This is a genomic window from Micromonospora tarapacensis, assembly GCF_019697375.1.
GTDB classification, from domain to species: domain Bacteria; phylum Actinomycetota; class Actinomycetes; order Mycobacteriales; family Micromonosporaceae; genus Micromonospora; species Micromonospora tarapacensis.
Window position 1 is genome coordinate 4841954 of the sequence record NZ_JAHCDI010000004.1, and the last position, 18098, is coordinate 4860051.

Here is an 18098-nt window from a genome sequence, read left to right on the forward strand (position 1 = left end):
AGGCTTCCCGTCTCCGCCCGACGGCCGCGGTGAGTAGCACCGCAGCGGACGTCTCCGCGCCGACCGATGAGTCGGAAACGCGAGCGGCAGCCTTTTTCCCGTGGCTAGGAGTACGCGGATGAGCCTGCACGCCCGAAACACCCCGCAGCGGCGGCAGCCCGACCTGGCCGACGAGCTGGCCGCCGAGCGGGCGCACCTGTCCAGTTCCCGGGAGGCACTGCACCGGATGCGGCAGCGCGCCGAGGCGCTCTTCGCCACCGGTGACAAGGTCGCCGGTGACGCGTACACCGCCGAGCAACTCGGGCGTCACCTGGCCCGGCGGGTGGCCGAACTGGCCGACGACCCGCGCACTCCGCTGTTCTTCGGCCGGCTCGACTTCGGCGACACGGACACCGAACACGCCGGGCGGCGCTACCACGTCGGCCGCCGGCACGTCACCGACGAACAGGGCGAACCGCTGGTGCTGGACTGGCGGGCCCCGGTCTCCCGCTCGTTCTACCGGGCCAGTGCCCGCGACCCGCAGGGCCTCGCCGTGCGGCGCCGGTTCGGCTTCGGCAACGGCGTGCTGACCAGCTTCGAGGACGAGCACCTGGACCGGGGCGAGGAACTCGGTACGGCCAGCCGGATCCTCACCGCCGAGATCGAGCGCCCGCGGGTCGGGCCGATGCGCGACATCGTCGCCACCATTCAGCCCGAGCAGGACGAGCTGGTCCGGGCCGATCTGGCCGCCTCGATCTGCGTGCAGGGGGCACCGGGGACCGGGAAGACCGCGGTCGGGCTGCACCGCGCTGCGTACCTGCTCTACCTGCACCGCGAGCGGCTACGGCGGTCGAAGGTGCTGATCGTGGGGCCGAACCGGGCGTTCCTGGGCTACATCGCGGCGGTGCTGCCCGCGCTCGGTGAGGTGGAGGTCGAGCAGGCCACCGTGGAGGATCTGGTCGATCACGTCACGGTTCGGGCGGTGGACCCGCCGGGCGTGGCCATCGTCAAGCACGACCCGAGGATGGCCGAGGTGCTGAGCCGGGCGGTCGACGCGTACGTCGGTGAGCCGACCGAACCGATCGTCGTCTCCGACGGCTCGTTCCGCTGGCGGATCGGGCTGGAGCCGCTGCGCCGGCTGGTCCACCAGACCCGCGCCGAGCAGTTGCCGTACGCCATCGGCCGGGAGCGGATCCGCGCCCGGGTGGTCGGGCTGCTGCAACGGCAGGCCGAGGCCCGGCGGGCCGAGTCGCCGAGCGACGCGTGGCTGCGCCGGGTCGGCCGATCGAAGCAGGTGACCACGTTGCTGGACGGGGTCTGGCCGGCGCTCACCCCGGACGGGCTGCTGCACGCGCTGCTCGCCGACCCCGACCGCCTCGCGGCAGCCGCCGACGGTCTGCTCTCCTCCGGCGAGCAGGCCCTGCTCACCGGCCCGGCCGGCACGAAGCTGGGGCGGACCCCGAAGGCCACCCGGTGGACGGCCGCCGACGCGGTGCTGATCGACGAGGCGGCGGGGTTGATCGAGCGGCCGGCCGGCTACGGGCACGTCGTGGTGGACGAGGCCCAGGACCTCTCCCCGATGCAGTGCCGGGTGATCGCCCGGCGCAGCGAGCACGGATCGCTCACCCTCCTCGGCGACCTGGCGCAGGGGACCGCGCCGTGGGCCGCCACCGACTGGCGGGAGACCCTGCGCCACCTGGGCAAGCCGGACGCCTCGGTGGTGCCGCTGACCGTCGGCTTCCGGGTGCCCGCCGCCGTGCTCGCCTTCGCCAACCGGCTGCTGCCGGCGCTGGCCGTCGACGTGCCGCCGGCCGAGTCGCTGCGCGGTGACGGCACGCTGGACGTGCGTACCGTGACCGATCTCGTCGGGGCGACCGTGGCCGAGGTGCGGGCGGCGCTCGGGCACGAGGGGTCCGTCGGGGTGATCGCCGACGACGACGCGGTGGACCGGCTGTGCGCGGCGCTGGCGGCGGCGGGGTCGGGTGCGCCACCCACGACGACGCGGCGGCCGGGGCGCGGGTCACGGTGATGCCCGCCACCCTGGTCAAGGGCCTGGAGTACGACCAGGTCATCGTCGTGGAGCCGGCCGCCATCGTGGCCGCCGAGCCGCGCGGACTGCACCGGTTGTACGTGGTGCTCACCCGGGCGGTCTCCCGGCTGTCGGTGCTGCACGCCGCCCCGCTGCCCACCCCGCTGCGCTGAGCGACCCACCGCACCGCACGCCCACGCGCAGGTGACCCCGTCGAACCTGGTCCCTTGCGTCCACCGACTAGACCGGTAGACGAGCACCGCCTGAAGGGAGCATCTCGTGATCCTCGCCCGAGCCGACCGGGCCAGCCGCCGCTACGGCAGCGTTCTCGCGCTGGATCAGGTGAACCTGGAGGTGCACGGGGGCGAACTGGTCGGCCTGCTGGGGCCGAACGGCGCCGGCAAGAGCACCCTGCTCAACCTGCTGGTCGGGCTGCGCAAGCCGACGTCGGGCCGGGTGGAGCTGTACGGCGGCGACCCGCGTGAACCGGCCAGCCGCCGGCAGGTCGGGGTCACCCCGCAGGAGACCGGGCTGCCCGCCACGCTGCGGGTCGGTGAGGTGGTGGACTTCGTCTCGGCCCACTACCCGGACCCGATCCCACGCGGCGAGTTGCTCGACCGGTTCGGCCTGAGCGAGCAGGTCCGGCGACAGACCGGCGGGTTGTCCGGCGGGCAGAAGCGCCGGCTCGCGGTCGCGCTGGCCTTCGTCGGCCGGCCCCGGCTGGTCCTGCTCGACGAGCCGACCACCGGGCTGGACGTGGAGGCCCGGCACACGCTGTGGGAGGCGATCCGCGCGTTCCACGCCGATGGTGGCACCGTGCTGCTGAGCAGCCACTACCTGGAGGAGGTGGAGGCGCTGGCCCACCGGGTGGTGGTGATCGGCCGGGGCCGAGTGCTCGCCGACGACAGCGTCGACGCGATCCGCGCCGTCGTCGGCGTACGCCGGGTGAGCCTGACCGCGGACGTGCTGCCGGCGCTGCCCGGCGTGGTCCGCACCGAGCAGGTCGACGGCCGGACCCACCTGCTCACCGCCGACGCCGACCAGCTGGTCCGGGATCTGGTCGCCAGCGGGGTCGCGTTCCGGGATCTGGAGGTACGCCCGACCTCGCTGGAGGAGGCGTTCCTCACCATCACGACCACCGCCGAAGCCGAGCCGGCGCCCGCCTGAGGAGACCCTGCCGTGCAACTCGTCCTGACCCATGCGCGCTACCAACTGCTGGAGACGATCCGCATCCCGATCGCGATCTTCGGCAGCGCGTTCTTCCCGGCCGTCGCGATGCTCTTCTTCGTGGTGCCGTTCGCGGGGAAGGACCCGGTGGCCGCCACCTTCGCCACCGGGGCGATGGTCACCTTCTCGGTGATGAGCGCCAACATATTCCAGTACGGCGTCGGCGTCGCCGAGGATCGGGCACAGCCCTGGGATCCGTTCACCCGGACGCTGCCGGCCGGGCCGGCCCGCGCTTCGCCGGCCGGATCGCGGCCGGGCTGATCGTCACCTATCTGTCGCTGATTCCTTTGGGGGTCATCGCGGCGACGCTCACCGCGGCCCGGATCGGCCCGGGGGCGTTCCTGCTGGCGCTGGTCACCGTGGGGGTGATCTCGGTGCCGTTCACGCTGATGGGGTTGAGCATCGGGTATTCGCTGCCGAGCAAGGCGGCGATCGTGGTGGCCCAGCTCGTCTTCTTCCCGCTCGCCTTCGGCGGCGGGCTGCTCTCCGCCCCCGGCAGCGCGCCCGGTTTCATCGAGGCGATCGCGCCCTATCTGCCCACCCGAGGCGCCGTGGAGTTGATGTGGGCGGCCGTCGGCGACTACTCGATCAACCCGTTGTCGCTGGTCATGCTCGGTGTGTGGGTGGTGGTGCTGGCCGCGCTCGCCGGGTGGGCGTACCGGCGGGACGAGGGTCGCCGGTTCAGCTGACGTTCGCCCCGTTTCCGCCCCGGGCGGCCACCGGACGGTGCCACGATGCCGGGGAGGGCGGTCGGTCGGCGGTCGCCTGAGGTCGAGAGGGGTGGCCGTGGCCAGCGTCCCACCGGGTACGCCCTGCTGGGCCGACCTGGCGACGCCCGAACTCGACGCGGCCCGACGGTTCTATCCGGAACTCTTCGGCTGGACCGGCCGGGTGGATGCCGAGCCGGAGGCCGGCGGGTACACGACATTCCTGCTGGGCGGCCGGGCGGTGGCCGGCGCGGGCCAGCCGGCCGTACCGGATCAGGTGCCGATCTGGTCGACGTACGTCGCCACCGACGAGGCCGACCTGGTCGCCGGCCGGGTGCAGCGGGCCGGCGGGCAGGTGGTGGTGCCGCCGTTCGAGGTCTTCGACCGGGGCCGGATGGCGGTCTTCACCGATCCGGCCGGTGCCGCGTTCAGCGTCTGGCAGCCGATGGCCTTCCCGGGGGCCGAGGTCTTCGACGTTCCCGGTGCGATGAGCTGGACCGAGTTGGTCACGCCCGACCCGGACGGGGCGAGGACCTTCTACGAGCTGGTCTTCGGGTGGCAGCCCGAGGAGGAGCCGATGGGGCAGGCCGCCTACACCGGATGGCGGCTGGGCGACCGGATGGTGGCCGGGATGATGCCGCCCCGGGGCGCCGACTTCCCGGCGGATTCGCCGGCCTACTGGTCGGTGTACTTCTCGGTGGCCGACGCGGACGCCACGGCGGCGCACGCCGCCGAGCTGGGCGGCTCGATACTGGTCCCACCCCGCGACATCCCGGCCGGCCGCACCGCCGCCCTCCGCGACCCGCACGGCGCCCTCTTCTCCGTCATCACCCTCACCCCCCCACCACCCTGACCCCCAAGCGCGTCGATCATGGAGTTGTGGTTGTCAGTTTGTGGCTATTCGTCGCTTTGAAAAGGCGCCACAACTCCATGATCGACGCGCATGGGGGTGGGGTGGGTGGGGCGGGTGGGGAGGACTAGGGGGCCGTGGGGGCCGGGGATGATCCGGACGTGGGCGCGGTAGTGGTGGGCGAGGAGGTCCTCGGTGAGGACTTCGGTGGGGGTGCCGGTGGCGGCGATCCGGCCGCCGGCGAGCAGCACCAGGCGGTCGGCGTACTCGCCGGCGATCGACAGGTCGTGCATGGTGGCCAGCACGGTCAACCCGTGCGTGCGGCGCAGCTGGTCAACCAGTTCCAGGACCTCCTGCTGGTGGCCAATGTCGAGCGCGCTCGTCGGTTCGTCGAGCAGCAGCAGGGTGGCGCCCTGGGCCAACGCCCGGGCCAGGAAGACCCGCTGCCGCTCGCCGCCGGAGAGGGTGGCCAACTCGCGGGCCTGGAAGCCGGCGAGGTCGAGCCGGTCGAGCACCTCGTGCACCACGGCGAGGTCGGCACCGGACTCCCGGCCCAGCGGCGGGATGTACGGGTTGCGGCCGAGCAGCACGTAGTCCAGCACCGCCATGCCGGGCGGTACGACCGGGGACTGGGCGACCGTGGCCACCACCCGGGCCCGTTCCCGCCGGCCCAGCGCGCCCAGCGGCGTACCGAAGAGCCGGACGGCGTCCGGCGCGGGGAGCAGGCCGCCGACGGCGCGCAGCAGCGTCGACTTGCCGGCGCCGTTGGGCCCGATCACGGTGACCCACTCGCCGACCGCCACGGTCAGGTCGATGCCGGCGAGGATCGGCACCCCGTCCAGCCGGACCCGCAGGTCCCGTACCTCGACGGCGGGGTCGGCCGGGGGTGCGGTCACGTCAGCACCCGCCGGGCGGAACGCAGCACCAGGACGAAGAACGGGCCGCCCAGCAGCGCGGTGACCACCCCGATCGGGATCTCCTGCGGTGCGGAGGCGGTCCGCGCCACCACGTCGGTCAGGGCCAGGAAGGCGCCACCGAACAGCAGCGACAGCGGCAGGATGACCCGGTAGCTCGACCCGGCGAGCAGTCGTACGGTGTGCGGCACGATGATGCCGACGAAGCCGATCAGGCCGGACGCGGAGACCGCGGCGGCGGTGCCCAGCGAGGCGGCGGCGATCAGCAGGTACCGGGACCGCTGCGGGTGAAGGCCGAGGCTGGCCGCCTCGTCGTCACCGACCGAGAGCACGTCCAGCTCGCGCCGGAGCAGCAGGATGACCAGACTGGTGAGCAGGAAGTACGGCAGGACCAGCCGGACGTCCTGCCAGCCGGCGGTGGCCAGCCGCCCGAGCAGCCAGGAGTACACCTGCTGGATGCTGTCCGCGTGGCGTTGCAGCAGGTACGTCTGCCCGGCGCTGAGGAACGCGGAGACGGCCACCCCGGCGAGGATCAACGCGGCCGGCGAGCGGCTGCGTCCCCCGGCGGCGCCGAGCAGGTACGTCATCGTGACCGCGCCGAGCGAGCCGACGAAGGCCGCCAGCGGAATCGTGACCGGCAGCCCGCTCAGTGACCCGCCCGCCCCCACCCCGAGGGTCAGCACCACGGTGACCGCCAGCCCCGCCCCGGCGGCGACGCCGAGCAGGTACGGGTCGGCCAGCGGATTGCGGAACACCCCCTGGTACGCCCCACCGGCCAGGGCGAGCAGCCCGCCGACCAGCAGGCCCAGCACCGCGCGGGGCAGCCGCAGCTCGGTGACGATGGCGACCTCGCGCTCGGTCAGCCCGCTGTCCAGGCGTACCCCCGGGAGCAGGTTGAGCAGTTCGATCGCGACGCTGCCGGGCGGCAGGCTGACCGGGCCGAGCGAGACGCCGGCGACCAGGGCGACGAGCACGGCGAGCACACCGGCGGCGAGCCAGCGTTTCCGCAGGCCCCCCGGTCGGGGCGGCGTGGCCACCCCGACCGGTCCGACCTTTTTCAGCGTTCGCGGCATGGCCGGCCCTCGCTACCGCTGGCCCTCCGTCACGATGCGGGCAGTTCGGCGGTGGCGTCCACGATGGTGCGCAGCAGGTCCACCACGCGCGGCCCCCAGCGGGAGGCGATGTCGTCGTCGAGCTCCACGATCTGGTCGTTGCGCACCGCGTTGATGCTGGACCAGCCGCTGCGGGCCTTGACCGTTTCGGCGCTCTGCTGGCAGCACGTGACGTCGGAGAGGAAGACGAAGTCCGGGTTGGCCTTGACGATCACTTCCTGGGACAGCTGCGGGTAGCCGGCGCTTTTGCCGTCGGCGTCGGCCGCGTCGGCGATGTTCTCCAGGCCGGCGAGGGTGTAGACCGAGCCGATGAAGGTCTTGCTGGTCGCGGTGTAGAGCTCCGGGCCCAGCTCGTGGAAGTAGGTGGGCGCCGTCGCCCGCTGCGGCACCTCGGCCACGATCTTCGTGATGTCGTCCTTCATCCGCTGCACCACGTCGGCCGCCGCGTCGGTGTTGCCGGTGAGCGTGCCCAGCTCGGTGAGCTGCCGGTACGAGTCGTCCAGGGTCTGCGCCGCCGGGGTCAGGTAGACCGGGATCCTCAGCGCGGTGAGCTGGTCGACGATCTTGTTGCGGTCGTCGCTGAGTACCACCAGATCGGGGTCCTTCGCGGCGATCGCCTCGGCGTTCGGCTGATAGCCGGACAGGTCCGTCTTCGGCGCGTCGGCGGGGAAGTTGGACTGGTCGTCGACGGCGGTGACCTGCGGGCCGGCCCCGACCGCGAAGAGCATCTCGGTGGCCGTCGCCGACAGCGAGACGATCTTCTCGGGCCGCTGTTCCAGGGTCAGTCCGCCGACGGTGACGGGGAAGGCGGCGGCGGTCGGGCTGCCGCTGGGGGCGGGTGTCTCGGTGGTCTTCTCGGCGCAGGCACCGAGCGCGAGCGCGGCCACCGCAAGGGTGGCGGCGAAGACCCGGGGGGTACGTCTGAACATCGGTCCTCCTGTCGGTCGAGGATTGCGGTGCTTCGCCGACAGGGAGCCTGAGCGCCCGTCCGCGAGGCGCCCTTCCTCGAGAGCGCGAATCGCGACCGCGCCACAGGCGACCTGGCTCGTCCCCGGTTTCGGGGCATCACAGTTGCGGGACAGCGCCGGTGTCGCACCGGCTTCGCTGCGGCGGGTCGGTAAGACCGTAGCGCACGCCCGGGCTACGGCCCGTCGAGCGGGCCGGCGGCGCTTGCGGGCGGCCCGCCGGGACAACGACCACTCGCCGGCCTTTGTCCGTTTGGTCCTTGAGACGGGGCCCCGGCGCGAGGGGATGCCGGGGCCCCGTCCCGCTCAGGAGGCGGTGATGGTGACGTTGTCCACGGCCGCCTCGACCAGGCTGGCCGTCGAGGCGTCCGCGGCCTCCACCAGGATCCGGATCGACTGTCCGGCGTACGGGCTGAGGTTGAGGTTCGACACCGCCCAGGCACCGTTGCGGTTGCTGGCGGCACCGGCCTGGGTGAGCAGCGCCGTGGTGCCGCCGTTGTGCACCACGCTGACCCGGAGGTAGTCCGCCGAGGACGCGTTCGAGCCGTGCGCCAGGTACCAGGCCAGCGACAGCGTCAACGTGCCGCTGGACGGCAACGTGACGGCCGGGGACCGGGCGCTGGTGACGCCGCTGTCGATGTCGTAGCTGCCCGCGCCACTGCCGGCGAGCCGGCCGGTGACCAGGTCGTTGCTGCCCGCGTACGGGTTGAGTTGCTTGGCCCCGCTGGAGCTGGTGGCCTGCGCGGCGCCCCGCTCCCACTGGCCGGTGGCCGCGGTGTCGGTGCCGTTCGGGTTGATCGTCCAGCCGGTCGCGGTCTCGAAGGTGTCGGACCAGACCGTGGTCCCGCCGCCACCGCTGCCGCAGTACTGGGCCTGCTTGCCGATCGCCCGGTACGGGCAGTCGGCGTACTCGGAGAGGATCAGCACCGCCTCACGGTTGCGCGAGGTCTGCTGCGGGATCACCTCGTCGGGCGGGTAGAAGCCGCCACCGGAGGCCGATCCCGGATACAGCTCGAAGGTGTACGCCCAGATGCCGTGCGCGGCCCACATCCAGTCGATGCTGCTGCCGTCGGTGATGTACAGGTCGCTCGACTGCTGCGGGGTGAAACCGTTTGTCGCCGCCATCTGCTGGCCGATGGTGGCGAAGGTGTTGTACTGGTCGGCACTCATCCCCGGGGCGGTGTTGTTGTACGTGTAGCCGTACGGCCAGAGCACCAGTTGCGAGTAGGTGTGGAAGTCGATGTTGGCCTTGATCTGCTGCACGCCGCCGACCACCCGGCTGTTGACGAAGTTGCGCAGCGCCTGCGTCTCGGGTGCGGAGAACGCCGACGGACCCCGGTAGGTGTCCGAGGAGGTCGAGCCGGACGAGCCGCCGCAGCAGCCCCAGTTGTAGCTCCAGTTCCGGTTCAGGTCGGTCCCGACGTACGACGATCCGCTGTTGGGCTGGCGGTTCTTGCGCCAGGACCGGTAGGAGCCGGTGGCGATGTCGTACTCGCTGCCGTCCGGGTTGACCGACGGCACGACCCAGATCTCCCGGCCGTTGACCAGACTGGTGATCCGGGAGTCGGAGCCGTAGCCGTCGGTGAACTGGTTGAGCAGGTAGATCGCCATCTCGACGGTCAGGTGCTCGCGGGCGTGCTGCTGCGAGTTGAACAGGATCTCCGGCTCGTCCTCGTCGGTGGCGACGTTGTCGGAGATCTTCACCGCGACCAGGTCACGACCCTCGTACGAGGTGCCGATGCTGACCTTCCGCGCGATGGTCGGGTGGTCGGCGACCACCTTGTTGACCGCCGCGATCATCTCCGGGTAGTCGTGGTAGTTGGCGTCGGCCGACGGGAAGCCGAAGATGCCGACGTCCCCCTCGGCCTGTCCGCGGTCGGTCGGCAGGGCGGCGATCGCCTCCAGCCGGAACCCGAGCCGGGTGATGGCGGCAGCCTCGGCACGGGTTGCCGAGATGTGCAGCACTCCGTGCTCCGAGTAGTCGATCGCGGCACCCGTACGGGCGACCGCGTTGCGGTCGGCGAGCGTCTTCGGGCCGAGCACCCGGTAGGGCACGGCGGCCGGCTGTTCGTCCCGGTTGGGTGCCGGTTCGGCGGAGACCGGCGGCGTGGCGATGGTGAGCAGGCCGAGCCCGGCGGCGACGATGAGCGCCAGGGTGCGGCGGACGGGGATAGAACGGAAGGCCATGGAGACAACCTCCTCGAGGCGCGGGGATCCCCCGCTCGGTAGCAGACAGCCCACCACCGGTCACATGGTCATATCAATATTCATCGTTTTATGGACCATCCCAGCCGGATCGTCACACCGGCAACATCCTTCTTCCGACCCGGACGCGGCGAAGCCCGGCACCGGCCCACGGGTCGGCGCCGGGACGGCTCGGACCGACAGGTCGTCGCTCAGCCGATGGGTTCGGTGCCGCTCAGGCCGACGGGCCGCGGCCCGGCTCCGAGGTGTCGCCCGGCTGGCCGGCGGCGGAATCGTCCTGGCCACCGGCCGGCGCGTCGCCGTCGGCCTGGTCGTCGCCGGCCAGTGCGGCCCGCAGCCGCTCCTTCTCGGAGCGGCGACGCTCGGCGGCGGCGGCCATCTCCTCGGCCATCTCGTCACGCCACCCCTTGAGCAGGAAGAACGAGAGGGCGGCGGAGAACAGCAGCGCCAGAATCAGCTTCAGGAAGATATCCAGGTCGACCGGCCAGAGGGCCGCCAGCACGCCCACGAACAGGCCGATCCGGCCGAGCGTGTACTTGACCGCCGCACTCACGTTCGTCCGCTCCGCTCGCTCACGTCGCCCCTCCGTCTCTGCGCCGTCCGGCCGACGGCGTTCGCAGTCCCGGGTTGCCGGTCACCCGGCCGGCCCGGCCTCAGCCCGATCACCTGGCAAGCCCCGCCTCAGCTCGTCCGGTCGGCCAGCCAACGGACGCCGGGGAACCAGACCAACGCATAGACCACGGTGAACGCCGTCGCGGCCAGCACACCGGACAGCAGCGGCGGCAGCCCGGCCGCCACCCCAGCCAACAGCATCCCGGAAACCACTGCCATCGCGACGGCCACCAGCGCGGCCACCACCCGGGGTGCGCCGAACTCCCAGGCCCGGAAGTCCTCCCAGAACAGCCAGGCGGGCAGGATCACGGCCAGCCAGCCGTTGGCCTGGCCGAAGTCGCCGGCACCGAACCAGGCGAAGGCCCCGTCGAAGAGCACCAGCACCAACAGCCCGATGACCACCCCGGCCAGGCCGATCCCGACCAGGTCGCCCAAGGTCCGGATGCGGCCCTCGGCGTCCCGGCGGGGAAACGCGCTCTGCTGCTCGGTCATCGTCGTGTCAGGGTACGCGCGGGTCAGGCCCAGACCTGCTGCGGCTCGGCGCGCCGGTCGGCCAGCGTCGGCGCGGCATCGTACTCGCGGACCACCTCGTAGCGGGTGTTCCGCTCGACGGGGCGGAATCCGGCGTCCCAGATCAGGTGCAGCAGGTCGTCGCGGTGCATGGTGTTCGGCGTGCCGTACGAGTCGGCGTCGTGGGTGATCTTGTATTCGACGACCGAGCCGTCCAGGTCGTCCACGCCGAAGTTGAGCGAGAGCTGCGCCACCGAGAGCCCGTGCATCACCCAGAAGCACTTGACGTGCGGCACGTTGTCGAACAGCAGCCGGGAGACCGCGAAGGTCTTCAGCGACTCGGCCGGCGAGGCCATCGTCGTCCGCGCCTGGATCCGGTTACGGATCTTGCCGTCCGCCGAGTCGACGAAGTCGTGCTGGTAGCGCAGCGGAATGAAGACCTGGAAGCCGCCGGTCTCGTCCTGCAACTCGCGCAGCCGCAACACATGGTCGACCCGGTGCCGGGGCTCCTCGATGTGGCCGTAGAGCATGGTCGACGGGGTCTTCATGCCCTTGGCGTGCGCCAGCCGGTGGATCCGCGACCAGTCCTCCCAGTGGCAGGCGTGGTCGACGATGTGCTGGCGGATTTCCCAGTCGAAGATCTCGGCGCCGCCGCCGGTCAACGACTCCAGGCCGGCGTCCATCAGCTCGTCCAGGATCTCGTCGGCGCCGAGCCCGCTGATCTTCTCGAACCACTGCACCTCGGTCGCGGTGAACGCCTTGAGCTTGATGTTCGGCAGCGCCGCCTTCAGCTCGCGCAGCACCTTGGGGTAGTAGCGCCAGGGCAGCGTCGGGTGCAGGCCGTTGACGATGTGCAGCTCGGTGAGCTGCTCGTCCTGCATCTCCTTGGCCTTGCGGACCGCCTCGTCGATGCGCATCGTGTACGCGTCCTTCTCGCCCGGCTTGCGCTGGAACGAGCAGTACGCGCAGCTCGCGCTGCACACGTTGGTCAGGTTCAGATGCCGGTTGACGTTGAACATCACCCGGTCGCCGTTCATCTCGGTGCGCCTGTGGTGGGCCAGCCGGCCCAACCAGGTCAGGTCGTCGCTGGAGTAGAGGGCGACCCCGTCCTCACGGGTCAGCCGCTCCCCCGCGTACACCTTCGCTTCCAGCTCACGCTTGAGTCCGGCGTCCATCGAAAGCCCGTCCCCTTCCACCTGCGACCGCGACCCGATTCTGGTCGCGACCCGAGCCTACGTCGACCGCACGCGCAGCTCACACCGTGGTCCGCGGGTGGCGTGGACGACAGCGGCTCTCAGCCTCCTGTTACCCGCGCAGACATCGACACCACTGCACTCGATGAGGTAAGACAGGGTGGGACACGACACATCTTGGTAATGTCCCGAGCCGCCGCGCGACCCGGCGCGGCAGAGCAAGCCGGACGGGGAGCGGAATGGTCGACAGCGCGAACGGGCGGCGACAGCAGCGACGACGGAGTCCGGTGGTCTCGCCGGTGCTGCGGCCGATGCTCTGGTCCGCACTGCTCGGTGCCGTCGCCAGCGCCGTCCTCGCCACCCCCGCCTACGCCGAGCCGGGCGTACCCGTCACGGTGCCCGACACCGGCTCCCGCCCGGCCATCACCGGCCTGCTCCAGTTGCCCGGCGGCGCGCCCGCCGGTACGCCGGGCCTGGGCGTCCCGCCGGTCGGCACCCCGCTGCCAGTGCCCTCGAGACGCAGATCGACGCCGCCGAGGCCCGCGTCGCCGAGTTGGGCACCCGGCTGCTCGAACTGGAACAGCAGCGCGCCGAGGTCGAAGCCCAGTTCCTCGCCGCGGAACGCGACCTCGAGTTCGCCCAGGCCTCGCTCCAGCAGGCGCAGCAGCGCGCCGACCATGCCGCAGCCGAGGCGATCAAGGCTGCCGCCGCGCTGCCGCCCGGTGGTTTCGCCACCGATCTGCACGACCTGGACCTGCTCAGCCGGGCGAACCGGGGCGAGAAGGTCGAGCACGCCACCGGCCGGGCGAACGGCGAGTTGGCCCGCACCCGTGCCGACGAGCAGGTGGCCACGCAGGCGTACACGGCGGCCCAGTCCCGGCTGCGCGGCGTCCAGGAGCAGTACACCGCCACCCAGCAGGCACTGCGTGCCGAGGAGGCCAAGCTGCTCCAGCTGCGCGAGGACAACGCCGCGCAGTTGATCGAGCTGGCCCGCCAGCAGGAGGCCACCGAGCAGCAACTCGGCGCCGACTACGTCGACCAGACGGCCGGCGGGCTGGCCGCGCATCCGACCGCGCTGGCCGCCGTCGCGTACGCCCGCAAGCAGCTCGGCGACCCGTACGTCTGGGCGGCCGAAGGGCCGAACTCGTTCGACTGCTCTGGTCTGATGTGGGCGGCGTACCGGTCGGCGGGCCACTACAAGCTGCCCCGGGTCTCTCGGGACCAGTACCGCGCGACCAGCTCGCGCACCGTGCCGCGCAGCGCGCTGCTCCCCGGCGACCTGCTCTTCTTCGCCTCCGGCAGCAGCTGGACGAGCATCCACCACGTGGGGATGTACCTCGGCGGCGGCAAAATGATCCACGCACCGACCACCGGCGACGTGGTGAAGATCGCGACCGTCCGCTGGTCCCGGCTCTACGCGGCGACCCGGGTGGTCGGTGCGATCCCGGCGCCCACGTCCTCGCCCACCCCGACGCCGAAACCGACCAAGACGCCTAAGCCCACACCCAAGCCCACCCCGACGAAGACGCCGAAGCCCACGCCGGAGCCGACGAAGACGCCGAAGCCCACGCCGACGGGCAGCACCTCGCCGTCGCCGACGCCGACGGGCAGCACCTCGCCGTCACCCACGCCGACGGGCACCTCGTCGCCGAGCGCGGAGGCCAGCAGCGCCAGCCCGACCACGGAGGCCAGCAGCGCCGACCCCACCACGGAGGCCAGCAGCGCCGACCCCACCACGGAGGCCAGCAGCGCCAGCCCCACCACGGAGGCCAGCAGCGCCGCGGCGGAGGCGAGCAGCTCGGCCAGCCCGTCCACCCTGGGCGGACGCTGACCGGGGGAGCCCCCACCTCCGACGGCTCGACCTGGCCCGGATGATCCGGGGCCCCGGTTCCGCCACGTCGACGACCACAACACCCCGGAGTGCCGTAGCCGCTCCGGGTGTGCCGCGCGGGCGGAATGTGGCACGGTGTCACTCAGGCACTCCCGGTCCGTCGGTCCGGGTCCGGGTGCGAGCGTGGCGCGGAGGGCGACGATGAGCGAACACGAGGTTCCGGTCGACCCTGGATCCACTCCCGCCCCGCCCACCAGCGCGGCCGACGCCCGCCCGCCGGGCGGTACGACCGGCTCCGGCGGCGGCACCACGTACCGGGCGACGGCCACCGCCGGAGCGGTGGGGACGAACGGCGCCACCGGTCCGGCCGCGACTGGGACCGCGGGCTCTGCCGGCGTTCCTGAGCAGCGGGAGGCGGCGCCACCGAGACCGGTGCGGGCCAGCGTCCGGATGCCGGGCCAGAGCCGGGTGAGCATGGACGAGGCACAATCCGCTCGCAGCGGCGGCAAGGCGTCCGGCGTCTACCGGTCCGCACCGGCCGACCCGGAGCCCGTCAAGCCACCGGAACCCGCCCCGGCACCGGAGCCGGCAGGGCCACCCACGCCGCCCGTACCCGAGCCCAAGCCGACGCCGGTGCCCGCGCCGGAGCCCGCGCCCCACCCACCCGCGCCGGTGCCCGGCCCGACCCCGCCCGTCCCGGCACCACCGGGGCCGTACCCGCCGGGGCCGGTGCCCGCTCCGCCACCCGGCCCCCACCCGTCGCCACCTGCGCCGAGGCCGGTGCCCCCGCCGCCACCGGGTCCCCGCCCGTCGCCACCGGTGCCGGGGCCGCCGACGCCGCCCCCGGCCCGCCCGTGCCGGCTCCGCCACCGCCGCCCGGCCCGATGCCCGCACCACCGTTCCCGCCCCGCCGGCCACCACCGGCGCTCCCACGCCCGCCGCAGCGACTCCGGTGGCAGCCCGGTGGCCGGCCGCGCCGGCCGGAGCGGCCGGCGTCGTATCCGGGACGGAGACGCCGACCGAGGCGCGGACCGCCGCACCGGACGTCCCGGTCGTGCCGGCCCCGGCGCTGCCGGTCTGGCCGCCACCGACCAATCCGGGCGGGCGCCGGGACGAGCCCTCCCCGGCTCGCCGGGCGTGGCACCCGGCGGTCATCCCGTCCGGGCCTGCTCCCCGCCGGGTGGATCGCCGGCCGGCAACGGACCGGACCTCCTCGGACCGGCCGACCGGACCCGACCGGCCGGCGCGAGGCCCCCGCCGACGGGCGCGAGCGGCACCCGCACCGTCCCGGAGGGCCGGGCCTGAGCGCCTACTACTCCGGCGCGGACGGCTCGGCGACCGTGGCCTTCCCGGCGGGTGAGCAGGAGAACTCCGGCTCGTTGACCGGGCACATCCTGGGCCAGGGTTGGGCGGAGACGTCCGCCGAGAGGTCCAGCAGCAACGTCCGGGTCGTGCTCGTGCTGGCGGTCGCGCTGAGCCTGCTGGTGGCGATCAGCGTGCTGGTCGTGCTGGTCGCCAACGACGCGCTGAGTGGCGCGATCAACGGCCTGCTCAAGTGACGGGCGAGGTGAGTCCGCCCACTACCCCCGTACGGCCCGGGTGGGTTCGCGGCGACCGCCGTACACTTGTCGCTGATCACTGACCCGGCGCGTCACCACGCGCCCATGGGCGTTCTTGCGGACGATCCGGCGGCAACCTGCCGCGGCGGGACATCGCAGAGGTGCGCCCCGCTCGAAAGGCATTACTTGACCACCTCCGCTGTCCCCGGCATGTTCCCGATCTCCGTCGACCTTTCCGCCGAGCCGCAGCCGGCCGGCACCACCGCGCCGGACGCCTCGATCACCTTCGAATCGCTCGGCCTCCCCCGGCCGTTGGTCCGCACCCTCGCCCAGCAGGGGATCACCACTCCGTTCGAGATCCAGCGCGCCACCGTGCCGGACGCGCTGGCCGGACGAGACGTGCTGGGCCGCGGGCAGACCGGCTCCGGCAAGACCCTCGCCTTCGGCCTGCCGCTGCTGGCCCGCATCGCCGCCGGCGGGCGGGCCGGCCACGGCATCCGCGGGCCCTCGTCCTGGTCCCCACCCGGGAACTCGCCATGCAGGTCAACGACGCACTGCTGCCGCTGGGCAGGGCCGTCGGCGTTTTCCTGAAGACCGCCGTCGGCGGAGTGCCCTACGACCGTCAGATCGATGCCCTGCGGCGCGGGGTGGAGGTCGTGGTGGCCACCCCGGGCCGGCTCGCCGACCTGATCGACCGGGGCATCTGCCACCTTGACGATGTCGAGATCACCGTGCTCGACGAGGCGGACCAGATGGCCGACATGGGCTTCCTGCCCGAGGTCACCGACCTGTTGGCGAAGACACCGGCGCGCGGGCAGCGGCTGCTCTTCTCGGCCACGCTGGACGGTGACGTGGACGCGCTGGTGCGGCGGTTCATGACCGATCCGGTCACCCACTCCACCGCACCGGCGACCGCGGCCGTGTCCACCATGGACCATCACCTGCTGCTCGTCCCGCCGCAGGACAAGTTCCCGGTGACGGCCTCGATCGCGGCACGGTCCGGGCGGACCATCGTCTTCGCCCGTACCCAGCTGGGGGTGGACCGGCTCGTCACGCAACTCGCGGCCGTCGGCGTACGCGCCGGTGGGCTGCACGGCGGCAAGACCCAGCGGATGCGTACCCGCGTCCTCGCCGAGTTCCGCGAAGGCCGGACCAACGTCCTGGTCGCGACCGACGTGGCGGCCCGTGGCATCCACGTCGACGGGGTCTCGCTCGTGCTGCACGTCGACCCGCCGAAGGATTCGAAGGACTACCTGCACCGTGCGGGGCGCACCGCCCGGGCCGGTGAGGCGGGTGCGGTGGCCACCCTGGTGCTGCCGAAGCAGCGCCGCACCACCCTGGCGATGCTGGAGAAGGCCGGTGTGGAGCCGGCCCAGGCACGGGTTCGCGCCGGTGACCCCGCCCTGGCCGAGCTGACCGGGGCACGGGAGCCGAGCGGGGTGCCGGTGCGGGACGAGCCGGAGCAGGGCCGTCGCAACGGTCGGCCGGGTGGTCCACGGCGGTTCGGCGACCGCCCCGCGAGCGAGCGCCGGTTCGGTGACCGCGCCGGCGACCGCCGCTACGGGGACCGCCCCGCCGGCGAGCGCCGCTTCGGCGGTGATCGGGGCGGCCGGTCGGAGGGCCGGAGCACGCACGACCGGCCACGGGAGGAACTGCGTGGGGCGGCTGGGCGCCCACGGGCGCGCAGTTACTGATCGAAGTCACCCGCCCGGCGGGACCGGTCTTCGGCGCATGCGCTGCCCGGTCCCGCCGGGTGGCGTAACGTCCCGTTCATGCCGACCACGCCGAAAACGCTGCTGTGGACCCGGACCGACACCGCTGGCGCCGAGCATGCCCTGGTCGACGACGGCCAGGGCATGCTCGCGCACGGCACGCAGGTCGCCGTCGATCCGATTCCCTACACGTGTCGTTACCAGGTGGCCACCGACGCCGACTGGTCCAGCGTCCGGCTGGAGGTCGAGGTCGAGGGCGCCGGCTGGCGGCGCAGCGTACGGCTGGAGCGGGCGACGCAGCGGTGGCGGGTGACCGCCGCGGAGCAGGGCGACCTGGACGCGGTCCTGGCCGCCGGCGGGCACGCCCCGGCCGGGCTGCCCGGCGTCGAGGATCCGGACCGACTGGCCGACGCCCTCGACGTGGATCTTGGCGGCTCGCCGCTGTTCAACACGCTGCCGCTGCGCCGGCTCGGCCTGACCACCAGGCCCGCCGACACCAGCCACCGGATCGACGTGGCCTGGGTGCTGGTGCCGAGCCTGGCGGTGTTACCCACCGAGCAGGTCTACACCGGGCTCGGGCCGGAGCGGTTCCGGTACGCCAGCGAGGGCTTCAGCGCCGAGGTCGAGGTGGATCGGGACGGCTACGTCCGGCGCTATCCCGGCCTGGCGGAGCGCCAGGCGCCCCGCTGACCG

At 72.9% G+C, this 18098-nt stretch carries 13 protein-coding genes, 3 pseudogenes and 1 riboswitch; of the genes and pseudogenes, 9 read left to right on the forward strand and 7 right to left on the reverse strand.

The window, feature by feature from the left end; genetic code table 11:
• Positions 1-118: 118 nt before the first annotated feature.
• The 5 genes and pseudogenes from KIF24_RS28165 to KIF24_RS28180 all read left to right on the forward strand — a co-directional run bounded on the left by KIF24_RS28165 (position 119) and on the right by KIF24_RS28180 (position 4795).
• Positions 119-2181, forward strand: a pseudogene (locus KIF24_RS28165) (HelD family protein).
• Between the two features lie 106 nt (positions 2182-2287).
• Positions 2288-3175 carry an ABC transporter ATP-binding protein gene (locus tag KIF24_RS28170; RefSeq protein WP_221086598.1) on the forward strand — a complete coding sequence of 296 codons (888 nt, stop codon included), beginning with the start codon at positions 2288-2290 and terminating at the stop codon, positions 3173-3175.
• Positions 3176-3187: 12 nt separating this feature from the next.
• Positions 3188-3496 carry a hypothetical protein gene (locus KIF24_RS33600; protein WP_230415944.1) on the forward strand — a complete coding sequence of 103 codons (309 nt, stop codon included), beginning with the start codon at positions 3188-3190 and terminating at the stop codon, positions 3494-3496.
• Positions 3497-3522: 26 nt separating this feature from the next.
• Positions 3523-3924, forward strand: coding sequence for a hypothetical protein (locus KIF24_RS33605; RefSeq protein WP_230415945.1), 402 nt, complete (start codon positions 3523-3525; stop codon positions 3922-3924).
• Positions 3925-4021: 97 nt separating this feature from the next.
• Positions 4022-4795 carry a VOC family protein gene (locus KIF24_RS28180; RefSeq protein WP_221087593.1) on the forward strand — a complete coding sequence of 258 codons (774 nt, stop codon included), beginning with the start codon at positions 4022-4024 and terminating at the stop codon, positions 4793-4795.
• Between the two features lie 44 nt (positions 4796-4839).
• On the opposite strand, the gene KIF24_RS28185 is transcribed toward KIF24_RS28180, so the two are convergent.
• The 7 genes from KIF24_RS28185 to mqnE all read right to left on the reverse strand — a co-directional run bounded on the left by KIF24_RS28185 (position 4840) and on the right by mqnE (position 12285).
• The gene (locus KIF24_RS28185) at positions 4840-5688 is read right to left on the reverse strand and encodes an ABC transporter ATP-binding protein (protein WP_221086599.1); all 849 of its coding nucleotides are present in this window, start codon (positions 5686-5688) and stop codon (positions 4840-4842) included.
• Entirely contained in the window at positions 5685-6779 is a 1095-nt protein-coding gene (locus tag KIF24_RS28190; protein WP_221086600.1) for a FecCD family ABC transporter permease, read from the reverse strand. The genes KIF24_RS28185 and KIF24_RS28190 overlap by 4 nt, the downstream gene beginning before the upstream one ends.
• A 29-nt stretch (positions 6780-6808) precedes the next feature.
• On the reverse strand, positions 6809-7747 hold the full coding sequence (locus KIF24_RS28195) for an ABC transporter substrate-binding protein (RefSeq protein ID WP_221086601.1): 939 nt from the start codon (positions 7745-7747) through the stop codon (positions 6809-6811).
• Positions 7748-7857: 110 nt separating this feature from the next.
• A riboswitch (cobalamin riboswitch) is annotated at positions 7858-7918 on the reverse strand.
• A gap of 171 nt (positions 7919-8089) precedes the next feature.
• Entirely contained in the window at positions 8090-9970 is a 1881-nt protein-coding gene (locus KIF24_RS28200) for a M14 family zinc carboxypeptidase (RefSeq protein ID WP_221086602.1), read from the reverse strand.
• Between the two features lie 232 nt (positions 9971-10202).
• The gene (locus KIF24_RS28205) at positions 10203-10541 is read right to left on the reverse strand and encodes a DUF4229 domain-containing protein (protein ID WP_221086603.1); all 339 of its coding nucleotides are present in this window, start codon (positions 10539-10541) and stop codon (positions 10203-10205) included.
• Positions 10542-10669: 128 nt separating this feature from the next.
• Positions 10670-11092, reverse strand: a complete 423-nt coding sequence (locus tag KIF24_RS28210; protein WP_221086604.1) for a hypothetical protein — start codon at positions 11090-11092, stop codon at positions 10670-10672.
• 23 nt (positions 11093-11115) lie between these two features.
• Entirely contained in the window at positions 11116-12285 is a 1170-nt protein-coding gene (mqnE, locus tag KIF24_RS28215) for an aminofutalosine synthase MqnE (RefSeq protein ID WP_221086605.1), read from the reverse strand.
• A gap of 257 nt (positions 12286-12542) precedes the next feature.
• Here mqnE and KIF24_RS28220 point away from each other — a divergent pair.
• The 4 genes and pseudogenes from KIF24_RS28220 to KIF24_RS28235 all read left to right on the forward strand — a co-directional run bounded on the left by KIF24_RS28220 (position 12543) and on the right by KIF24_RS28235 (position 18095).
• Positions 12543-14134: pseudogene (locus tag KIF24_RS28220) on the forward strand (NlpC/P60 family protein).
• A 1340-nt stretch (positions 14135-15474) separates the two neighbouring features.
• On the forward strand, positions 15475-15693 hold the full coding sequence (locus KIF24_RS28225; RefSeq protein WP_221086606.1) for a hypothetical protein: 219 nt from the start codon (positions 15475-15477) through the stop codon (positions 15691-15693).
• 186 nt (positions 15694-15879) lie between these two features.
• Positions 15880-17387 (forward strand): annotated as a pseudogene (locus KIF24_RS28230) (DEAD/DEAH box helicase).
• A 78-nt stretch (positions 17388-17465) separates the two neighbouring features.
• Entirely contained in the window at positions 17466-18095 is a 630-nt protein-coding gene (locus tag KIF24_RS28235; protein WP_221086607.1) for a putative glycolipid-binding domain-containing protein, read from the forward strand.
• Positions 18096-18098 lie beyond the last annotated feature (3 nt).

Coding starts and splice junctions, on each gene's coding strand:
- KIF24_RS28210 (WP_221086604.1), bottom strand. CDS start 11,092: ATGACCGAGCAGCAGAGCGCGTTTCCCCGCCGGGACGCCGAGGGCCGC.
- KIF24_RS28195 (WP_221086601.1), bottom strand. CDS start 7,747: ATGTTCAGACGTACCCCCCGGGTCTTCGCCGCCACCCTTGCGGTGGCC.
- KIF24_RS28190 (WP_221086600.1), bottom strand. CDS start 6,779: ATGCCGCGAACGCTGAAAAAGGTCGGACCGGTCGGGGTGGCCACGCCG.
- mqnE (WP_221086605.1), bottom strand. CDS start 12,285: ATGGACGCCGGACTCAAGCGTGAGCTGGAAGCGAAGGTGTACGCGGGG.
- KIF24_RS28200 (WP_221086602.1), bottom strand. CDS start 9,970: ATGGCCTTCCGTTCTATCCCCGTCCGCCGCACCCTGGCGCTCATCGTC.
- KIF24_RS28235 (WP_221086607.1), top strand. CDS start 17,466: ATGCCGACCACGCCGAAAACGCTGCTGTGGACCCGGACCGACACCGCT.